We start from the raw sequence: 15,525 nt of genomic DNA on the forward strand, positions 1-15,525 counted from the left end.
GGCAATTTTCATGCGAATCGGCATTTATGGCAGCAGCTTTGATCCCATCACGTACAGCCATTTGTTCACGGCAGCGACCGTCGCTCACCGGAGACGACTGGACAAAGTCATTTTCGTACCATGCTCTTCAAAGCGTAATGATAAAAAATTGCAGACAGAGGACGTCCATCGCTTGCACATGCTCAAACTGGCTTTGGCTGGCAGCGCACACAAAACAAACAAAAATGGCGAACCTCTTTTCGAAATTTCTACAGTCGAGATCGATGCCTTGCCAGGTGAAACCTATACGTATGATACGATGATGCACATGAAAAAGAAGTACCCAAACGACGAGCTCTTTTTCATCATGGGGTCAGATTTGTTAGAGGGACTATCGAACTGGGGCAACGCTGAAAAGCTGGTCGCAGGCTTCAACTTCATCGTGATGTCGCGCGAAGGCTATCCGACCGCTGACCTGATCGCAGAGGACGCGCTGCTGCGCAATCACGACGAGCATTTTCTCATCATGAGCAAGGGCATCAACATGGGAATCAGCTCTACCTACATCCGAGACGAAATCCGCAAAGGCGGCGACCCCAGCTTCCTGTTGCCGGATGCTTGCCTCCAGTACATTTATGAAAAGGGAATCTACAAAGAACCTTACGTATAATCTCAATAAGAAAAACAGCCGAACCTGTGAAGTGTCGGCTGTTTTCATTGTCGTTTCCATCAACGATTGAGCGTATTGGCAATGACAGGCTTTTGTATCTTTTTCTGATAGTTCACCAAGTAAATACTGCACACGATCAATACAAGACCGGCGATGAGTGAATACGTAACCGGCTCGTCCATGAAAATGGTGCCAGTGACGACTGCGATGAGCGGCACAAGAAACGTAAAGGCGGCTACCTTGCTCGCTTCGCCTGCATTCACAAGCCCAAAGTAAATGGCAATGGCAATCGGCACGCCAAATGTAGCACCATAGCTGAGACCGATCAAATAAGGCACATTCCAGACAATGTCTGACCAGCTTTCTACGCCTGTCCCCAAAAGAGTTAAGGCCGCGCCACCAATCATGCATTGCATGGCAACCATCCACAGCGAATCTACCTTGGCACTGACTTTTTTCACATAGATCACGCCCAGCGCCCACGTCAGAGCCGTCAACAAACCTAAAATGACGCCCACGATGGAAACCTGTCCAGTCAGTCCATCCGCACTGACCGCAAGTATCCCGAGGAATCCCATGACCAGCCCAATGATCTTGAGCACTGTCATGCTCTCACCCAGCCACAACCAGGCAAAGAGTCCAATCAAGATTGGCTGGAAGTACACCAACACAGAGAATAATCCACCTGGCAAATACACGAGTCCAACCGTCTGAATGCCGTAAAAGCACAATGTATTCAGAAAGGCAGATATACAATAGCGCAACCAGTTTTCACGCCAGTTGATCTTTTTCCATTTCGGCAAAATGAATAAAGCGAGCAGAAGTCCGCCAATCAGCGAACGCATTCCTGCGAATAAAATCGGTGGCGTATAGGCGAGTGACATTTTGTAGATCGACCAGCTTAATCCCCACATCAACACCAAACTTGCGATAGCTAATACAGTCTTTCCCGACAACTTTCCCACGAGGGGCCTCCCTTTCTAGCTGCACACTTGCTCTTGTGTTTTTGTCCGCCTCCTATAGTACCACACAAAAGAAACAGCCGGATGTACTCACCCGGCTTTGCTTCCTGCCATTTTATTGCTGTTCTTGACGAAGGAACTGGTCGAAAGCATCTGTCGGAAGCGGCTTGCTGAACAGATAGCCCTGACCGTGATCGCAGCCGTTTTCCTTCAGAGCTGCTACTTGATCATCCAGCTCAATTCCCTCTGCGATGACATTCATATTGAGACTTTGCGCGATCGTGACAATCGCTTTTACAATCGCTTGACTCTCTTGGTTGTGATGAATGTCGCGAATAAAGGAGGCGTCAATTTTGATTGTATCGACTGGCAAGCTTTTAATATAACTAAACGAGCTATAGCCTGTCCCAAAATCATCAATCGAAATTTGGATACCGATATCCCGAATCTGTTGCAGGACTGCCGTCGCCTCTTCCATTTTAACAAAAATGCTCTCCGTAATCTCGAGCTCCAGCCAATCAGGAGACAGATTTGTTTCCCGAAGAATATCCTTGATCATCTCGACCAGATCTTTTTGATAGATTTGTCTCGCCGACAAATTCACAGACACCTTTAGCGTATAACCTTCATCGTGCCAAATTTTATTTTGTTTGCACGCCTGTTTCAAAATCCATTCCCCGAGCGCCAGAATCATCCCTGTCTCCTCGGCGATTGGAATAAAGCGATTCGGCGGGATGATGCCCAGCTCTGGATGCACCCATCTAACAAGCGCCTCCATGCCTGTCATCGCGCTTGTTGCGATATCTATTTTGGGCTGGTAGTAAATTTGGAAATGCTCTTGTTCAATGGCTTTCCGCATCTCATTTTCCATCAAGATACGCTCGAGTGACTTCGCCTCCATCGTCGGATCGAAAAAGTCATAGCCATTTTTCCCGCGCGATTTCACTGTATACAATGCCGTATCGGCCCGTTTCAGCAAATCTTCGGGATTGTCCCCATCCTGCGGGTACAAGGCAATGCCGATGCTGCACGACACGTTGAACACATGACCATCCAATTCAAAGGGCCGCTGCAACTGATTCATGATCTGCTCTGCCAATGCAGCCGCTTCACTTCGATCTTGCAGCTGGTTCTGCATAATCGTAAATTCGTCTCCACCCAACCTGGCCACGACATCTCCCGGCTTGAGGCACGCCTGTAGACGATTTGCTGCTTCGATCAGCAACATATCCCCTACGTCATGACCGAACGAATCGTTCACATCCTTGAAGCGATCCAAATCCAAAAACAGCACAGCCAGATTCGATTGGAAACGCTTAGCCTGCATCATTTCCTTGCTGAGCTGTTGGACATACATCCGGCGATTCGGCAGGTCTGTCAACGCATCGTGATAAGCCAAGTGGTGAATCGTCTCTTCGGACTGTTTCCGGTCTGTGACGTCACGGGTAACGAGGAGCAGCTTGGTCACATTTCCTTCTTCATCCATAATCGGATTGATTTTGCTTTCTGTCCAAATTACATCGTTTATTTGGGTGTTAATCCGGCACTCTACCATGTACTCTTTACGTGTAGAGAAGGCATGCTGAATCGCATAAGCAAAAATATCCCGATCATCCTCCACAATCCACTCGAACAGGTTATGGATTTCCTCATCAGGAACGGTATGCTCCCATACACGCTTGTGAGACGGGGACAAATAGAGAAAATCCCCATCCAGGTTGATGATGCTGATGATATCCGACGTATTTTCCGCGATGATGCGATACTTTTCTTCACTCCGCTTGAGCTCGTCTTCCATCTGCTTGCGTGCTGTGATATCGCTGCGAATGGACAGGTATTGATAGATTTCGCCCGCTTGATTCTTAAATGGCACGATGGTTGTATCGACCCAATAATAGCTGCCATCTTTTGCGCGATTGCGAATTTCCCCCCGCCATACCTGGCCAGATCGAATACAGGACCACATTTCTTTAAAAAAGCCTTTCGGATGGTAACCCGAATTAAGAATACGATGGTCCTTTCCAATCAATTCACTTCGTTCGTATTTCGATATGCGGCAAAATTGCTCATTTGCCCGCAAAATAATCCCCTTATGGTCCGTAATTGCCAAGATCGTGGATTGGTCCAAAGCGTATTTGACATCTGCCAGCTCATTCACAACCATGTTCAGCTCACCATCTTTTTCACGTAGTAGCCCTGCCCAATCTTGGGGTGTCAGTGAAGATATCATTTGGTTTTTCATTTCCATCACCTGCTTTGGATACAGTCAAAAAAAATGATCCTTACAGAAGGATCGTAACGTTCTGAATACAAGTTCGTTCCATTTTACCATGTTTTTCCGAAAGATCAACGAGAACACCTGCGGTAGAAACAACATTTTTGCGAAAAAAATGAACCAGTGCATGAAGACTGGCTCACTTTTTTCAATGGGTATGAACGAATTGTTTCCCTTACAACCGGGCAAGAATGCTGCGATTGAGGTCTGCGACAGAATTGCTGCCAGACAGCGCCATCGCGACGTCAAATTCATGAATGAGTGTATCTAACACACTCGCTACGCCCTGCTCTCCAGCAACAGCCAGTCCATACAGGAATGGGCGACCAATCAGAATGGCATCGGCACCTAAAGCAATCGCTTTAACGACATCTGCTCCTGTACGCACGCCACTGTCGAGCAAAACAGGTATTTTGCCAGCTACCACCTCGGCAATCGCTGGCAACGCATCCAGCGTAGAAATAGCTCCATCCATCTGCCGTCCACCGTGATTGGAGACGATGATTCCATCGACACCATGCTCTAAAGCAAGTCGCGCATCATCCGGATGCAAAATGCCTTTTACCAAAATCGGCAGACGAGTATGCTCACGCAAAAACGCGATATCGTTCCAATTCAGTGCTGGATGATAAATGTTTTTCAACACTTCCTCTACTGCATTCTCCGGTGTTACCTCAGGGAGTCGCGAGCAAAAAACAGGATCTGTCAAGTAATTCGCCAGTCCTCTTCCTTCGCGCAGTGGCGAATAGCCGTTGCGGAAGTCTCTACGCTTCCACCCTAGCATGACGGTATCCACCGTGAGAACAATGGCAGAATAACCAGACTTTTCCGCTCGTCTGACCATGCTCGCAGAAACCTCTCGATCGTTCGACCAATAGAGCTGGAACCAGCGATAGGCATCGCCCATCACTTCGGCAATCTGTTCGAGTGAGTGAGCAGAAACTGTACTGGCTACGAACGGTACTCCAGCTGCTGCTGCCGCCTTGGCAGACGCCAGCTCTCCATCGGGATGTGAAATCGTCTGCATACCCACAGGAGCCAAGAAGATCGGCGTGCGCAACGCTTGATTGTACATTGAAATACCAAGGGTACGATTCGTCACGTCCCGCATCATCCGCGGAATGATTGCCCAACGGGAAAAAGCTGTCCGGTTTTCTACCAGCGTTTCTTCTGCCCCTGATCCCCCGGCAACGTAATCAAATGGCCCATCCGGCAAAACCTCTCGCGCCTTTTTCTCCCAATCTTCAATGGAAATCGGCAGTGCCTGCGTGTCCTTGTTCACACGGGTAAATAAGAGTGTTTCCTCATTTGTTTTCGTCATCTGGTTTGCTTCCTTTCTGCGATCGTCTTTCATCTTTTTTATCTCAATTCTCATAAATTCGCAATAGTCTTAATCTCAATTCTATTTCGGAGCTTGTCCACTTTCACACGCGCCTTTTTCAAGGCTACTTTTTCTTTTTGCCTTTTCGGGCTGCTCGACGGACCCGATTCTTTGTCTTCACTGTCTTCATCGTCTTCATTCCAGCGGCTCCTGAACCCACCCATGTATTGGTTTGGCTATTTTCATTGATGACCTTCACTACGTTGCCGCTATTGTTTCCACCCGAACCGGAAAACGCTTTGGTTACGCTTTTCGGAGAGTTGTTTGCCGTGTCGCCAAAGTTGATATTTCCGACATTATTGGTGATGATCACCTTGCCCACAAAAGTCGGCAAAACTCCTCCCCCCCGCTGCGTAATGGCTTTTTCCCATCATATTCGAACCGTTTTGCGCCCGCTTGGACGATGGTTGAGGGCATTTGTCTGATGTGGTCTTGCCAAAAAAAATCTCCCCGAGTAGATAATTCTACGCGAGGAGAAAGACCTTTTTTATTGCGCGGTATATCCGCCGTCGACCAGCAGGCTCGTCCCTGTGACAAAGGAAGCATCGTCGCTGGCAAGGAACAGAACAGCCTTGGCGACTTCTTCTGGTTTACCCAAGCGTCCCATCGGATGCAACCCGATCAGGTGCTCATTCAAGGCTTCATTGCGCCCAGCAATCAGCGGTGTATCAATGTAGCCCGGGCAGACCGCATTTACGCGAATCCCTTGCTTTGCATACGTAAGTCCCAGCGTCTGAGTCAGGAGCTTCACGCCGCCTTTTGCGGATGAGTATGCAGTTACGCCTGCTTTCCCCGCATGACTATGGATCGACCCGCAGTTTACAATCGCGCCGCCAGTCCCTTGCGCCAACATTTGCTCGATGACGTATTTATCGCACAAGAACACGCCGGTCAGATTGATATCTATCGTTCTTTGCCAATCATCCATGCTCAACAGATGACCTGGTGCGTCTTTCGCTATTCCTGCATTGGCAAACAGAATGTCTACCTTTCCGTACTTTTCTACTGTGGTGCTCACCATGTTTTTGACTTCGTCTTCTTTCGTTACATCCGTTTTCACGAACAACGCATCGAAGCCTGCTTGATTCAGCTCTTCCGCTAATTCATTTCCACGTGGGGAGAAGTCAGCAATCACTACTTTCGCCCCTTCTTTTGCGAAGAGACGGACGGTCGTTTCACCGATCCCACTTGCTCCACCCGTAACGATCGCTACTTTTCCTTCGAGTCTCGCCATTGTAAATACCTCCATTCGTTATGTCTCTAGTACCTGATCTCTTGCCTTGCTTTCATTATAGGACTCTTTTATATTTAAAAATATGTAAACATGCTTACCCTTCCTTAAGTACGACTAAAGGATGTGATATTACCAAATGCATCTGGAACAACTGGAATATATCGTAGAAATAGCGAAGGCAGGCTCCCTGACCAAAGCCGCTCAGAACAAGCATGTCACCCTCTCCGCCATCAGCCAGTCGCTCTCCAGTCTGGAAGCAGAGCTGGGCGTTACTCTTTTTTCACGTTCGCGTCTTGGGGCGGTACCTACCCCTGAAGGGCGCATCATCATCAAAAAAGCGTTTGAAGCCTTGGGCAAGATCCAGGAGATCTGGGAGGAAGCACAAAACTATACGAACACGTTGAGTGGAGAGCTGAGGCTCGCCACGATTCCCGGTCCCATGAATCTTCTGGTCGATGCCGTCGCGAGCTTTAAAAAAGATTATCCTTACATCCGTACGGAAATTGCAGAAAAAGGCACACAGGAAATATTAGAGGACATTCTTCAGGACAAGCTGGACATTGGTCTGGTCATTATCCATGAGAACCTGCTCAAAAAGAGCGAGGGCCTCGGGTTGGTGTTCGAACAGTTGCTAGAGGGAAAAATGGTCGTAGGTGTAGGCAAAACCTCTCCGCTTGCCTACCAGGATTCCGTCACACCTGAAGAGCTTCGCAAGCAGTCCTTCGTCCTGTACAACGACGACTACGTCAAATGGTTCGTAGAGGATTTTGCCGCTACTTATGGTCCCGTCGACATTTTGTTTACGTCGAACAACACAGAAGCGCTCCGCAATGCAATCCGGCAAAATCTCGCGGTAACCATCGGACTGGACTACTCTTTTGTTCATGAACCTCATTTGCAAGACTCCGATTCAATCACGCTTGATTTGGATATTCCTTATCAACAACCCATCTATTATGGGTGGGTGCGCTCGGAGGAACGGCATTATTCCCGTATTTCGATGAACTTTATCAATCGACTCCAATACGATTTGAAAAGCAAGAAATCCCCACCCACTCCTTAGCAGAAAAAGGCTGCCGCTTCATTTTCGCGGACAGCCTTTTTCAAATCGTTCCTACTGCGCAGGGGCAAGGAAGGTCTGGATATCGTTACCGTCGATGATCAGAACTGATCTCGCCTTCACTACTTGACCCTCGTACGTGAAATCTTGCTCAGAGAAGTTGGCAATCACTTGCAGATCATCCCCGTAGACTGCCTTCTGCACGAGCCTGTCTTCGGACAACACACGATAATCAGTCATCTCGTGCTGCACCGCTTTTTTGTGGAAGGGAGACCACACCTTCAAATAGTTCGTGATCAATGGTTGGTTTGCATCCCACACCTTTTCATCCAAATGATAGAGCGGCGGTACATTGTAAAGCAGCTCCTTGAGCATACGGGTACCGACTTCACCCTTAATCTTCAGGCTGCCCCACTCCCAATGATGGCTCGTGATCACTGCGTTATTGTACACCAGCTTGTATAGCGGCAAAGAATACGCAGGATCAATGTATACATGACGATACTCTTCCTTGATCGGAACCTGTTTGGCGTATCGTTCCGGAATCTCTCCCGCCGGGGACCAGTAGCCTCCTACATAATACGGGCTTTGCTTGTTTTTTCGCATGTCCGGATCGGCCCATTTGATGACAGGCGTCTCAATGCCATGGGCATAGGCGATGCTTCGGCTGGCGAAGTCATTTCCAGTCTCAGAGCCGATGACCAAATTCTTTTCATCGCGAATGTAGTCCATACGCGCAAGCTTCGCCTTCATATCCTCTGCCTCAGTCGTCGTGTGCTGCGGCGAATAATCATCGTTGAAATCTCCAGCTGCATCCACATCAATAAACCACGAATTAAAAGCGACATCGTTACTCATGATTTCATCCATGCGCTGTTTGACACTTGGCAGCGATAGAGTCGGATTCAGCAATCTCCCCTGTTGGAGAAAACCAGCTTTCTTCTCTCCATTTTTCTTCGTGATCGTCGCATTCTCATACAAGCTCTTATCCTTGAAAATAGCCGTGTTCCAATCGGGATTTTCTTCCTGATGAATCGAATGGTAGGAATCGTAGCTGGCGATCAAATAACCTGCCTCATTCACCTCTTGAATGAATGCTGGCTTCATGTAGGCAGCCGTCCAATCCGGCAAACCGATCCATGCCTGATCAATCCCCGCCGCTTTCATTTCTTTCAAGAGATGAGTAGAGTCGGCATTCCCCCACTGTTCCACAGGTGGAACGACATCCTGCAGCACACTCTTTAGCAGCCTTTTATTCAAGTCGTACAGCTGTGATTCCGTCAACGAGTCGCTCCCTTTTCCAAGCGCTTTCTTTGCCTCTTCATCGATATGTGGAAATAGCTGCGGATTGTAAAACTCACGGGAACGCAAAGCGTAATTCAACCCGCCTAGGATCGCTTTCTTTTGATAATCCGCAACGTAATCCTGCTTCTGAATCTCGCGGAATTGCTGGATGCTCTCTTTTCCGTCCACTCCATTGGAAGCCAAGATTTGCTCAAGTGTCCCGATGAAGCTCTCATTCAGTTTCGTTTTCAGCGCATTCCATTTCACATCGTTGACCGATAGGAAGCTCTTGTTCCACAAGTAAAAATGAGGAGCGCCGTAAAGCTTTTCGATATTCGGATTGGCTTTGGCTTTTTCGGCAAGCGTCAGCAGTTCTCCCTGCTCTTTGACATATTGCTTGTACACGCCCGCTACACTAACCGGATCGTTGTCTGTGACATACAAGCGGAACCCGTAGGTCTTGTCCGGGTTAATCGTGGGAAACTCGTGAGAAAACGTAAACGCAATCGTCGGATTAACGGCAAAATCGACGGTGTTGTTAAACAAATTGTCCACGACGTACATCAGCGCATACTTGCTCTTGTTCACAGCAAAAAAGCGCATGGAAAAAGACTCAGCAAAGCTAAGACTCTCTTCTTTAAAAAAGGACTGCCACTTGCTGTCATCCGCAGGAATCCATTTCCCCTCTCCCAAAGGCAATATGTAGCTTGATCCTTTTACTGTCGGCCAGGAAAAGCTCTCTGTTCCTGTGGAGGTCAGGGTAATTTGCAAATGATCCTCTTTCTTTTTGATCGAGACATTCAGCCGATCGTCCGGGTAGCTCCAAGCAATTTCTTGTACACCTTTCTGTACATTCGTTACCTTGCGCGCAGGCATGGGCTCCGAAGCACTTTCCTTCACTCCGTCTCTCTCGACGAACACTTCGAAGGTCTCCGGCTTCACATCAAAAGTAAAATCTGCAAGCTGCTTCATCTGCACCTGCTCAGTAGCATTATTACTCTCGCAACCAACTACGACCTGGAGCAGGAAAACAACTACCATGAGGAAAATCGCTGTTCGTTTCATAAAAATCCCCCTAAATCGATTCACTATGTATATCGCATTACGATGTACATATGCAAAAAAATGGGCAAAGCCTTTGCCAAGGTCGCCTCACAACTGTACGACCCCAGTCAAGCAAAAGGCTTTTACGACTCTTGTCCTACTAAGACGATGTGGCTGACAGATCGTCATCGAAATTACTGTTTTTCCGTCTCCTGTGGATCAGCTCCGCCCCGACTCGAAACATTCCGTAGCCAATCAGTCCGCCGAGTACATTTAGCAGCAGATCATCGACATCAAAGCTGCCTAACGAAAACAATAGCTGTAAGGTTTCGACGATGAGACTCGCCGAAAGTGTGAGAAAAAACACGCGATGCACGCTTTGGAAGGACATAAATATCAGCGGCAGCAACAGCCCGAGCGGAACAAACAACATGACATTGCCAATCAGGTTATACATCACAATGCCAAAGCTGTAATTGTCATAATGAAAAACGTAATCCACCAAGGTTTGAAATGGTTTCGTATTTTGGAACAGATGCGTATATTGCGGGACGCCGTATTCCAGCATCCTTTGCTTCCATTCCACGGTAAAAGCTCTGCGTCGGAAGCGATCCGGTGACAATAGCAAGAGATAACTGGAGATAGCTACATACAACAAAAACAACGACAGGAGCCATTTACGGATGTATTTATCAATAAGCGGCATGGACTCAGACAGTTGCCGACTGATTGCTTTCGTCGGACCAAATCGTTGAATGGTCAGTAAAACGGCTTCCTGTTCTTCACAGCCTTCTTCGACGAGCTCACTCTTCATGCTGTTCAAATGATCCATCAGCTCATCTTTGACATCCTGCTTTTCCCATTTCGAGCACGGCAAGCGACTGACGACCTGCTCTGCATATTCTTCGAGCTTCATTTCGTTTACTCACTTCCCTCATTGCAAAGCAAAATGAGTCTGCTCAAGCTCTGCCAATCCTTCATCTTGTCTTGAAGAAGTCCCTGGCCGGTCTTGGTAATCCGATAATATTTGCGGCGTCCGCCTTCGCTGGCTTCCCCCCAGTAAGACTCTACTGCCTTTTGCGTCTCCAGCCGCTTTAGGGCAGGGTATAGTGTACCTTCACCGATTTCATACAGCTCATCGCTTTTATCGCGAATCTTCTTGGCCAACTCATAGCCGTACTGATCTTTCTGTGCGATCAGCGATAGAAGCAATAGATCGATGCTTCCTTTCAACAACTCCTTGTTCACAAAAGCATCTCCTCCCAGTGACATGCCTAGAGATTATCACACTATACCTCGTGATACAAGGTAGTTGACCAAGGAAATTTCCGGAAACAAGTTTTGGTGCTATGTAATTATTGACAATAATAAAATAGGTAATATAGACTATATTCGACAACATTTTTCATGAGTCTACATACTTTCGGATGATCATTCTTTTCTATACACAACCAGATCACAGGCCCATAGAACGAATAAAAAAGAAGATTTTCACTTTTTTGGATCAGGTTACTTTCAATTCGTGACTTCATTCTCTCTAACAGGAGGCACTTACATGCTTGCCGACTTTTCAATGATTGTTCTGAATACGGTTCTCTTAGCCTATTTTGCAATCGGTGTGCTATTTTTGTATTCCGAATCCAAATTTTTGCGTAAAATGAAGACTCGTAGAAATAGATAAGCCGATTTTTCGATAAAGGAGTTTGCACGTACATTGAGATCTTTTTTCCGCCAATTTCTGCCACGTCAGAATCAACCTCACGAAATTACATACAAGAAACTGGATTCGAAATTGATCAAAGCTGCTCGCTACGATCTGGCTGCAAGCCACCTCTACATCCGTTTTCACGATGGACGAGAAGTCGTTTACTGTCGGGTCACTCCTTACGCTTACAATGCGTTTTTAAATGCTGACTCGTTCAGCGATCATTTTCATTCGTTCATCAGCCAACGGTACTTGAACTATCAGGTGATGTAGCCTGTCTATACAAAATGCCCTCAGTCTGTCTTCTCGACACTGAGGGCATTTGTTGTTGAACTTCTCTACTTTAAGGCGCGATGCAAAAAAGATTTGGTCCGCTCAAATTTGGCGTTTGTAAACAATTGCTCAGGCGTCCCCGACTCTACGAATTCCCCGTTGTCCATAAACATGATTTGATTCGCCACCTCGCGCGCGAATCCCATCTCATGCGTCACAACCATCATCGTCATATGCTCCTGGGCAAGCTGCTTGATGACTTGCAGGACCTCACCCGTCAGTTCGGGATCGAGCGCAGACGTAGGCTCGTCAAACAACAAGATTTGCGGATTCATCATCAGTGCTCTGGCGATCGCCACACGCTGCTTCTGTCCGCCTGAGAGCTTCGCCGGATACGCGTCTGCCTTATCAGACAGACCGACCTTCTCCAAGAGATCTGCACTCTTTCTGTGGATGTCCTGGGGCGCCTCCCCCTTGACTACGCGTGGTGCGATCTCCAGATTTTCTTTTACGGTGAGATGAGGAAACAGATTAAAATGCTGAAAGACCATGCCCATTCTCGATGTGATCTGCTTGATTTCCTGGTTGCCGGCATAAACGCCGTCCTTCACCAAATAATCTTCCTGCACACGAATGCTGCCACCATTCACCTGCTCCAGATTGACCAAGCTGCGCAGCATCGTACTTTTGCCGGAGCCAGAAGGCCCGATTACTGCCACGACTTCGTTCTTTTTCACCGAAAACGAGACATCTCGCAAAACTTCCTGATTGCCAAATGATTTCTTTAGATTCGATACTTGAATGATATCCATATTACGCCAGCCCTTTATTCGAATTTGAACCTTTTTTCCAGCCACTTAAAGAACAACGTCAACAATAGCGTCATCAACAAATAAATGATTCCGGCAATAAAAAACGGAACGATGGTAAAGTCGCGATTCACAGCCGTTTGTGCAAAGTGAAGCAATTCTGGGACGGCAACTGCATAGAGCAGCGCTGTGTCTTTTACGAGGGTAATGGATTCATTTGCGACGGCAGGCAAAGCCACGCGAAACATTTGCGGCAAAATAATCTTGTTGGTTGTCTGCCATTTGCTAAAGCCGAGGACCTGCGCCGCCTCGTACTGTCCTTTGTCGATCGACAGCAGTCCTCCACGGAAAATCTCCGCGAAATACGCTGCGTAATTCAGCACAAAGCCGACACATGCAGCGACGAACCGATCCATCACCAAATACTCTCCCACTACAGGCAAGAGGGGCAGCCCGAAGCAAATAAACAACAGCTGCAACAAGAGAGGCGTCCCGCGCATCACATACACATACGTATGCGCGAACCAGGACACCGCCTTATTACTGCTCTTTGCCATTAAGGTGATCAGAAAACCTAATGGAATGGAAAGCAGTATGGCGATGATAAACAACAGCACCGTCATCTGCGCCCCTTCTAGCATGGGCTTCGTAATGGAGAGAATGTAGTCTACGCTCATCTTGGTATGCTCCTAATCCTGAAAATAAAAGCGTGGCTTCGCCAATCATGCGGCGAAGCCATCGCTGTTCTTCTTATTTCAATACACGATTTTCGCCGAACCATTTTTCCGATATTTTTGCAGCTGTACCATCCTGATTCATCGCATCCAGCGCTTTTTGCAGCTCATTCAACAATGCCTCGTTGCCTTTTTTGACGCCTATTCCATATTCCTCAGGGGACAGCGATTCTTCTAATTGCTTAAAAGTTCCAGGCTCTTTTGCCATATAGTAATCGGCAACAATCTGGTCGATGACGACCGCTTCTACACGACCGATCTTCAAATCACTCAGTGCCAATACGTTATCAGGGAACTCGGTAACCGATTTGACCTGATTTTTGATATCGCTCGCATTAATCGCGTCAGCTGCGGAAGACAGCTTTTGCAAACCAATTCCTTTACCTGCCAAGTCTGACAGCTTGGTCAAGTTGCTGTTTGCCATCGTGACAACTACTTGTGCGTTTTTCAGATAAGGCTTGGTAAAGAGAACCTTCTCTTTTCTCTCATCTGTAATCGTATATCCATTCCAGATCAAGTCAATACGACCGCTGTTTAGTTCAGACTCTTTTGCACTCCAATCGATTGGTTGAAACTCGACTTGTTTTCCCATTTTTTCGCCGGCCGCACGCGCATAATCAATATCAAAACCGACTAGCTCATTTTTCTCATCCCGGAATCCCATTGGTGCGAACTTATCATCAATTCCGATAATCAGCTTGTTCGCGTCAGCGCCAGTGTTTGCGCTGGAACAGCCCACTACCAATGAAACCATCGCACTCAACAACAATGACATCCATGCTATTTTCTTCATCGTGATGATCCCCCTCGTTTCCCTACTCTATATTTTACTCTGATAAAGTGGTAATACGTTAACAAGGTATCATGATAGCACATTAGCAAACAATAGTCGATACTTTAGTAAACAAAAGCACCTTAGAAATATACGCCAAATGAACGAGAAAAATGCCCGACTAGCAGATGCATGTCTTTTTCTTTTTTCCGACACTCCCTCGTTCCTCTATCTTTTTGATATACTCCGTAGCCAACGGAACCTTGCACGCTGTCTGTCCAACGTCCACATGTACTTTGCCAATCGCTGCGGCCACTTCCAACGCTTCCTGATGAAGTTCCGGCACATACGCGCCTACTGAAATAACGAATTGATTCATGGTGTACCGAACGCGATTTTGTTCCTGGTGAATCGTCTCCTTCACTCTCATGAGGAGCCGTTTGATTTCTTCTTTATCTAGCTGTTCATCGGGAGTAATCGACAAGTAGTTCGAATACGTATTCCACCCACATGTGGCTACCATCTCTTCCTTTGACTCGATCCATTCCCGTGCCAACTCCATGGCAAAATGGCTCTCAGCGGCTACACTCGCAACCGTATATTCGGCGGGGGCGTACCAAGACGCTTCCTGGACCCAAGCCTGCAGTCGCTCTTTTGTCATGCTCTTCGGGTCAACCGTCAATCCGGCCAAGTACATGGCGTCGTAGTTTCCCGTATCGTATAGCGCCTGAACGAGCTGCTGATCACGCTTTACCTCCTTGACCAGCTTTTTCATATCACCGATTCGCACGCCAAACAAAGGCTCTTTCGCCCCATGCCGCAATAACGTTTTTTTCGTCTGTTCTGTCCCCATCGCTTCGAGCTTCTGCATGACTTCTTCCAACGTCATCTTGCCACCCTCCTTTTTCTTCTATTTAATAGGATAACCAGCAGCGCTACCTCCAACACGAAAAAGCCCTCCACATTCAAAGGAGAGCTTTTTCGTGTTGGAGCTTGACGCCCTTTTCCTATCCTTACGCCTGATTGCGTACTTTGATATACGAAACATTTCTGACGTTGATGACAACATCATCATACTGAAGCCATCCGTCGTTTTGATTAGCGACCATTTGAATGATCTCTTCCGGTTCCGTCGTTTCGACGCTAATCGTTTCACCGCCTCCGGAAAAGTAAAATTGAATCACTTTTACTTCCTTCATAAAAATCCCCTCCTATTCCTTCTAGTTATCGGATAGTTGGAAAATTTTTGTTACGGGTGATTTTCGGGAAATACTTTATGAACAATTAGTTTCTTTTCCCTACCAAAACTTGACAAAGATACATCTTTTGGCTTATATTTTGCT

16 protein-coding genes are annotated in these 15,525 nt (G+C 47.2%); 3 read left to right on the forward strand and 13 right to left on the reverse strand.

Annotated features, from left to right (window positions below; translation table 11 throughout):
• Positions 1–10: 10 nt before the first annotated feature.
• A complete protein-coding gene (gene nadD, locus EL268_RS24260; protein WP_106655934.1) occupies positions 11–649 on the forward strand; it encodes a nicotinate-nucleotide adenylyltransferase in 639 nt (212 codons plus the stop codon).
• 59 nt (positions 650–708) lie between these two features.
• On the opposite strand, the gene EL268_RS24265 is transcribed toward nadD, so the two are convergent.
• The 5 genes from EL268_RS24265 to EL268_RS24285 all read right to left on the reverse strand — a co-directional run bounded on the left by EL268_RS24265 (position 709) and on the right by EL268_RS24285 (position 6,501).
• Positions 709–1,614 carry a DMT family transporter gene (locus EL268_RS24265; RefSeq protein WP_106655935.1) on the reverse strand — a complete coding sequence of 302 codons (906 nt, stop codon included), beginning with the start codon at positions 1,612–1,614 and terminating at the stop codon, positions 709–711.
• 112 nt (positions 1,615–1,726) lie between these two features.
• The gene (locus tag EL268_RS24270) at positions 1,727–3,853 is read right to left on the reverse strand and encodes a bifunctional diguanylate cyclase/phosphodiesterase (RefSeq protein WP_106655936.1); all 2,127 of its coding nucleotides are present in this window, start codon (positions 3,851–3,853) and stop codon (positions 1,727–1,729) included.
• 208 nt (positions 3,854–4,061) lie between these two features.
• Positions 4,062–5,207, reverse strand: coding sequence for an alpha-hydroxy-acid oxidizing protein (locus tag EL268_RS24275; RefSeq protein WP_106656003.1), 1,146 nt, complete (start codon positions 5,205–5,207; stop codon positions 4,062–4,064).
• 124 nt (positions 5,208–5,331) lie between these two features.
• On the reverse strand, positions 5,332–5,601 hold the full coding sequence (locus EL268_RS24280) for a spore germination protein (protein ID WP_106655937.1): 270 nt from the start codon (positions 5,599–5,601) through the stop codon (positions 5,332–5,334).
• Between the two features lie 153 nt (positions 5,602–5,754).
• Positions 5,755–6,501, reverse strand: a complete 747-nt coding sequence (locus EL268_RS24285) for an SDR family NAD(P)-dependent oxidoreductase (protein ID WP_106655938.1) — start codon at positions 6,499–6,501, stop codon at positions 5,755–5,757.
• Positions 6,502–6,637: 136 nt separating this feature from the next.
• On the opposite strand from EL268_RS24285, the gene EL268_RS24290 reads away from it, so the two are divergent.
• Positions 6,638–7,564 (forward strand): LysR family transcriptional regulator, encoded by a 927-nt coding sequence (locus tag EL268_RS24290; protein ID WP_106655939.1) that lies wholly within the window; start codon positions 6,638–6,640, stop codon positions 7,562–7,564.
• Between the two features lie 51 nt (positions 7,565–7,615).
• On the opposite strand, the gene EL268_RS24295 is transcribed toward EL268_RS24290, so the two are convergent.
• The 3 genes from EL268_RS24295 to EL268_RS24305 all read right to left on the reverse strand — a co-directional run bounded on the left by EL268_RS24295 (position 7,616) and on the right by EL268_RS24305 (position 11,137).
• On the reverse strand, positions 7,616–9,910 hold the full coding sequence (locus EL268_RS24295; protein ID WP_106655940.1) for a glycoside hydrolase: 2,295 nt from the start codon (positions 9,908–9,910) through the stop codon (positions 7,616–7,618).
• Between the two features lie 139 nt (positions 9,911–10,049).
• Positions 10,050–10,805: a VanZ family protein gene (locus tag EL268_RS24300; protein ID WP_106655941.1), complete on the reverse strand. Its 756-nt coding sequence runs from the start codon at positions 10,803–10,805 to the stop codon at positions 10,050–10,052.
• A 5-nt stretch (positions 10,806–10,810) separates the two neighbouring features.
• Complete coding sequence (locus EL268_RS24305) at positions 10,811–11,137, reverse strand: PadR family transcriptional regulator (RefSeq protein WP_007726768.1); 327 nt, start codon at positions 11,135–11,137, stop codon at positions 10,811–10,813.
• Positions 11,138–11,603: 466 nt separating this feature from the next.
• Between EL268_RS24305 and EL268_RS24310 the strand changes: the two genes are divergently transcribed.
• Positions 11,604–11,867 (forward strand): KTSC domain-containing protein, encoded by a 264-nt coding sequence (locus EL268_RS24310; RefSeq protein ID WP_106655942.1) that lies wholly within the window; start codon positions 11,604–11,606, stop codon positions 11,865–11,867.
• Positions 11,868–11,932: 65 nt separating this feature from the next.
• On the opposite strand, the gene EL268_RS24315 is transcribed toward EL268_RS24310, so the two are convergent.
• The 5 genes from EL268_RS24315 to EL268_RS24335 form a co-directional block, all read right to left on the reverse strand.
• Positions 11,933–12,679 carry an amino acid ABC transporter ATP-binding protein gene (locus EL268_RS24315; protein ID WP_106655943.1) on the reverse strand — a complete coding sequence of 249 codons (747 nt, stop codon included), beginning with the start codon at positions 12,677–12,679 and terminating at the stop codon, positions 11,933–11,935.
• 14 nt (positions 12,680–12,693) lie between these two features.
• Entirely contained in the window at positions 12,694–13,353 is a 660-nt protein-coding gene (locus EL268_RS24320) for an amino acid ABC transporter permease (protein ID WP_106655944.1), read from the reverse strand.
• A 73-nt stretch (positions 13,354–13,426) separates the two neighbouring features.
• The gene (locus tag EL268_RS24325; protein ID WP_106655945.1) at positions 13,427–14,203 is read right to left on the reverse strand and encodes an amino acid ABC transporter substrate-binding protein; all 777 of its coding nucleotides are present in this window, start codon (positions 14,201–14,203) and stop codon (positions 13,427–13,429) included.
• Between the two features lie 160 nt (positions 14,204–14,363).
• Complete coding sequence (locus tag EL268_RS24330) at positions 14,364–15,071, reverse strand: DNA alkylation repair protein (RefSeq protein WP_106655946.1); 708 nt, start codon at positions 15,069–15,071, stop codon at positions 14,364–14,366.
• 124 nt (positions 15,072–15,195) lie between these two features.
• The gene (locus tag EL268_RS24335; protein ID WP_106655947.1) at positions 15,196–15,381 is read right to left on the reverse strand and encodes a hypothetical protein; all 186 of its coding nucleotides are present in this window, start codon (positions 15,379–15,381) and stop codon (positions 15,196–15,198) included.
• Positions 15,382–15,525: the final 144 nt, after the last annotated feature.

The sequence above is a fragment of the Brevibacillus brevis genome (assembly GCF_900637055.1).
GTDB classification, from domain to species: domain Bacteria; phylum Bacillota; class Bacilli; order Brevibacillales; family Brevibacillaceae; genus Brevibacillus; species Brevibacillus brevis.

Bases quoted from the DNA above. Each gene is read 5' to 3' on its own strand.
- EL268_RS24275 (WP_106656003.1), bottom strand. From the start codon at position 5,207: ATGACGAAAACAAATGAGGAAACACTCTTATTTACCCGTGTGAACAAG.
- EL268_RS24325 (WP_106655945.1), bottom strand. From the start codon at position 14,203: ATGAAGAAAATAGCATGGATGTCATTGTTGTTGAGTGCGATGGTTTCA.
- EL268_RS24270 (WP_106655936.1), bottom strand. From the start codon at position 3,853: ATGAAAAACCAAATGATATCTTCACTGACACCCCAAGATTGGGCAGGG.
- EL268_RS24285 (WP_106655938.1), bottom strand. From the start codon at position 6,501: ATGGCGAGACTCGAAGGAAAAGTAGCGATCGTTACGGGTGGAGCAAGT.
- EL268_RS24320 (WP_106655944.1), bottom strand. From the start codon at position 13,353: ATGAGCGTAGACTACATTCTCTCCATTACGAAGCCCATGCTAGAAGGG.
- nadD (WP_106655934.1), top strand. From the start codon at position 11: ATGCGAATCGGCATTTATGGCAGCAGCTTTGATCCCATCACGTACAGC.
- EL268_RS24315 (WP_106655943.1), bottom strand. From the start codon at position 12,679: ATGGATATCATTCAAGTATCGAATCTAAAGAAATCATTTGGCAATCAG.
- EL268_RS24295 (WP_106655940.1), bottom strand. From the start codon at position 9,910: ATGAAACGAACAGCGATTTTCCTCATGGTAGTTGTTTTCCTGCTCCAG.
- EL268_RS24330 (WP_106655946.1), bottom strand. From the start codon at position 15,071: ATGACGTTGGAAGAAGTCATGCAGAAGCTCGAAGCGATGGGGACAGAA.
- EL268_RS24290 (WP_106655939.1), top strand. From the start codon at position 6,638: ATGCATCTGGAACAACTGGAATATATCGTAGAAATAGCGAAGGCAGGC.
- EL268_RS24335 (WP_106655947.1), bottom strand. From the start codon at position 15,381: ATGAAGGAAGTAAAAGTGATTCAATTTTACTTTTCCGGAGGCGGTGAA.
- EL268_RS24300 (WP_106655941.1), bottom strand. From the start codon at position 10,805: ATGAAGCTCGAAGAATATGCAGAGCAGGTCGTCAGTCGCTTGCCGTGC.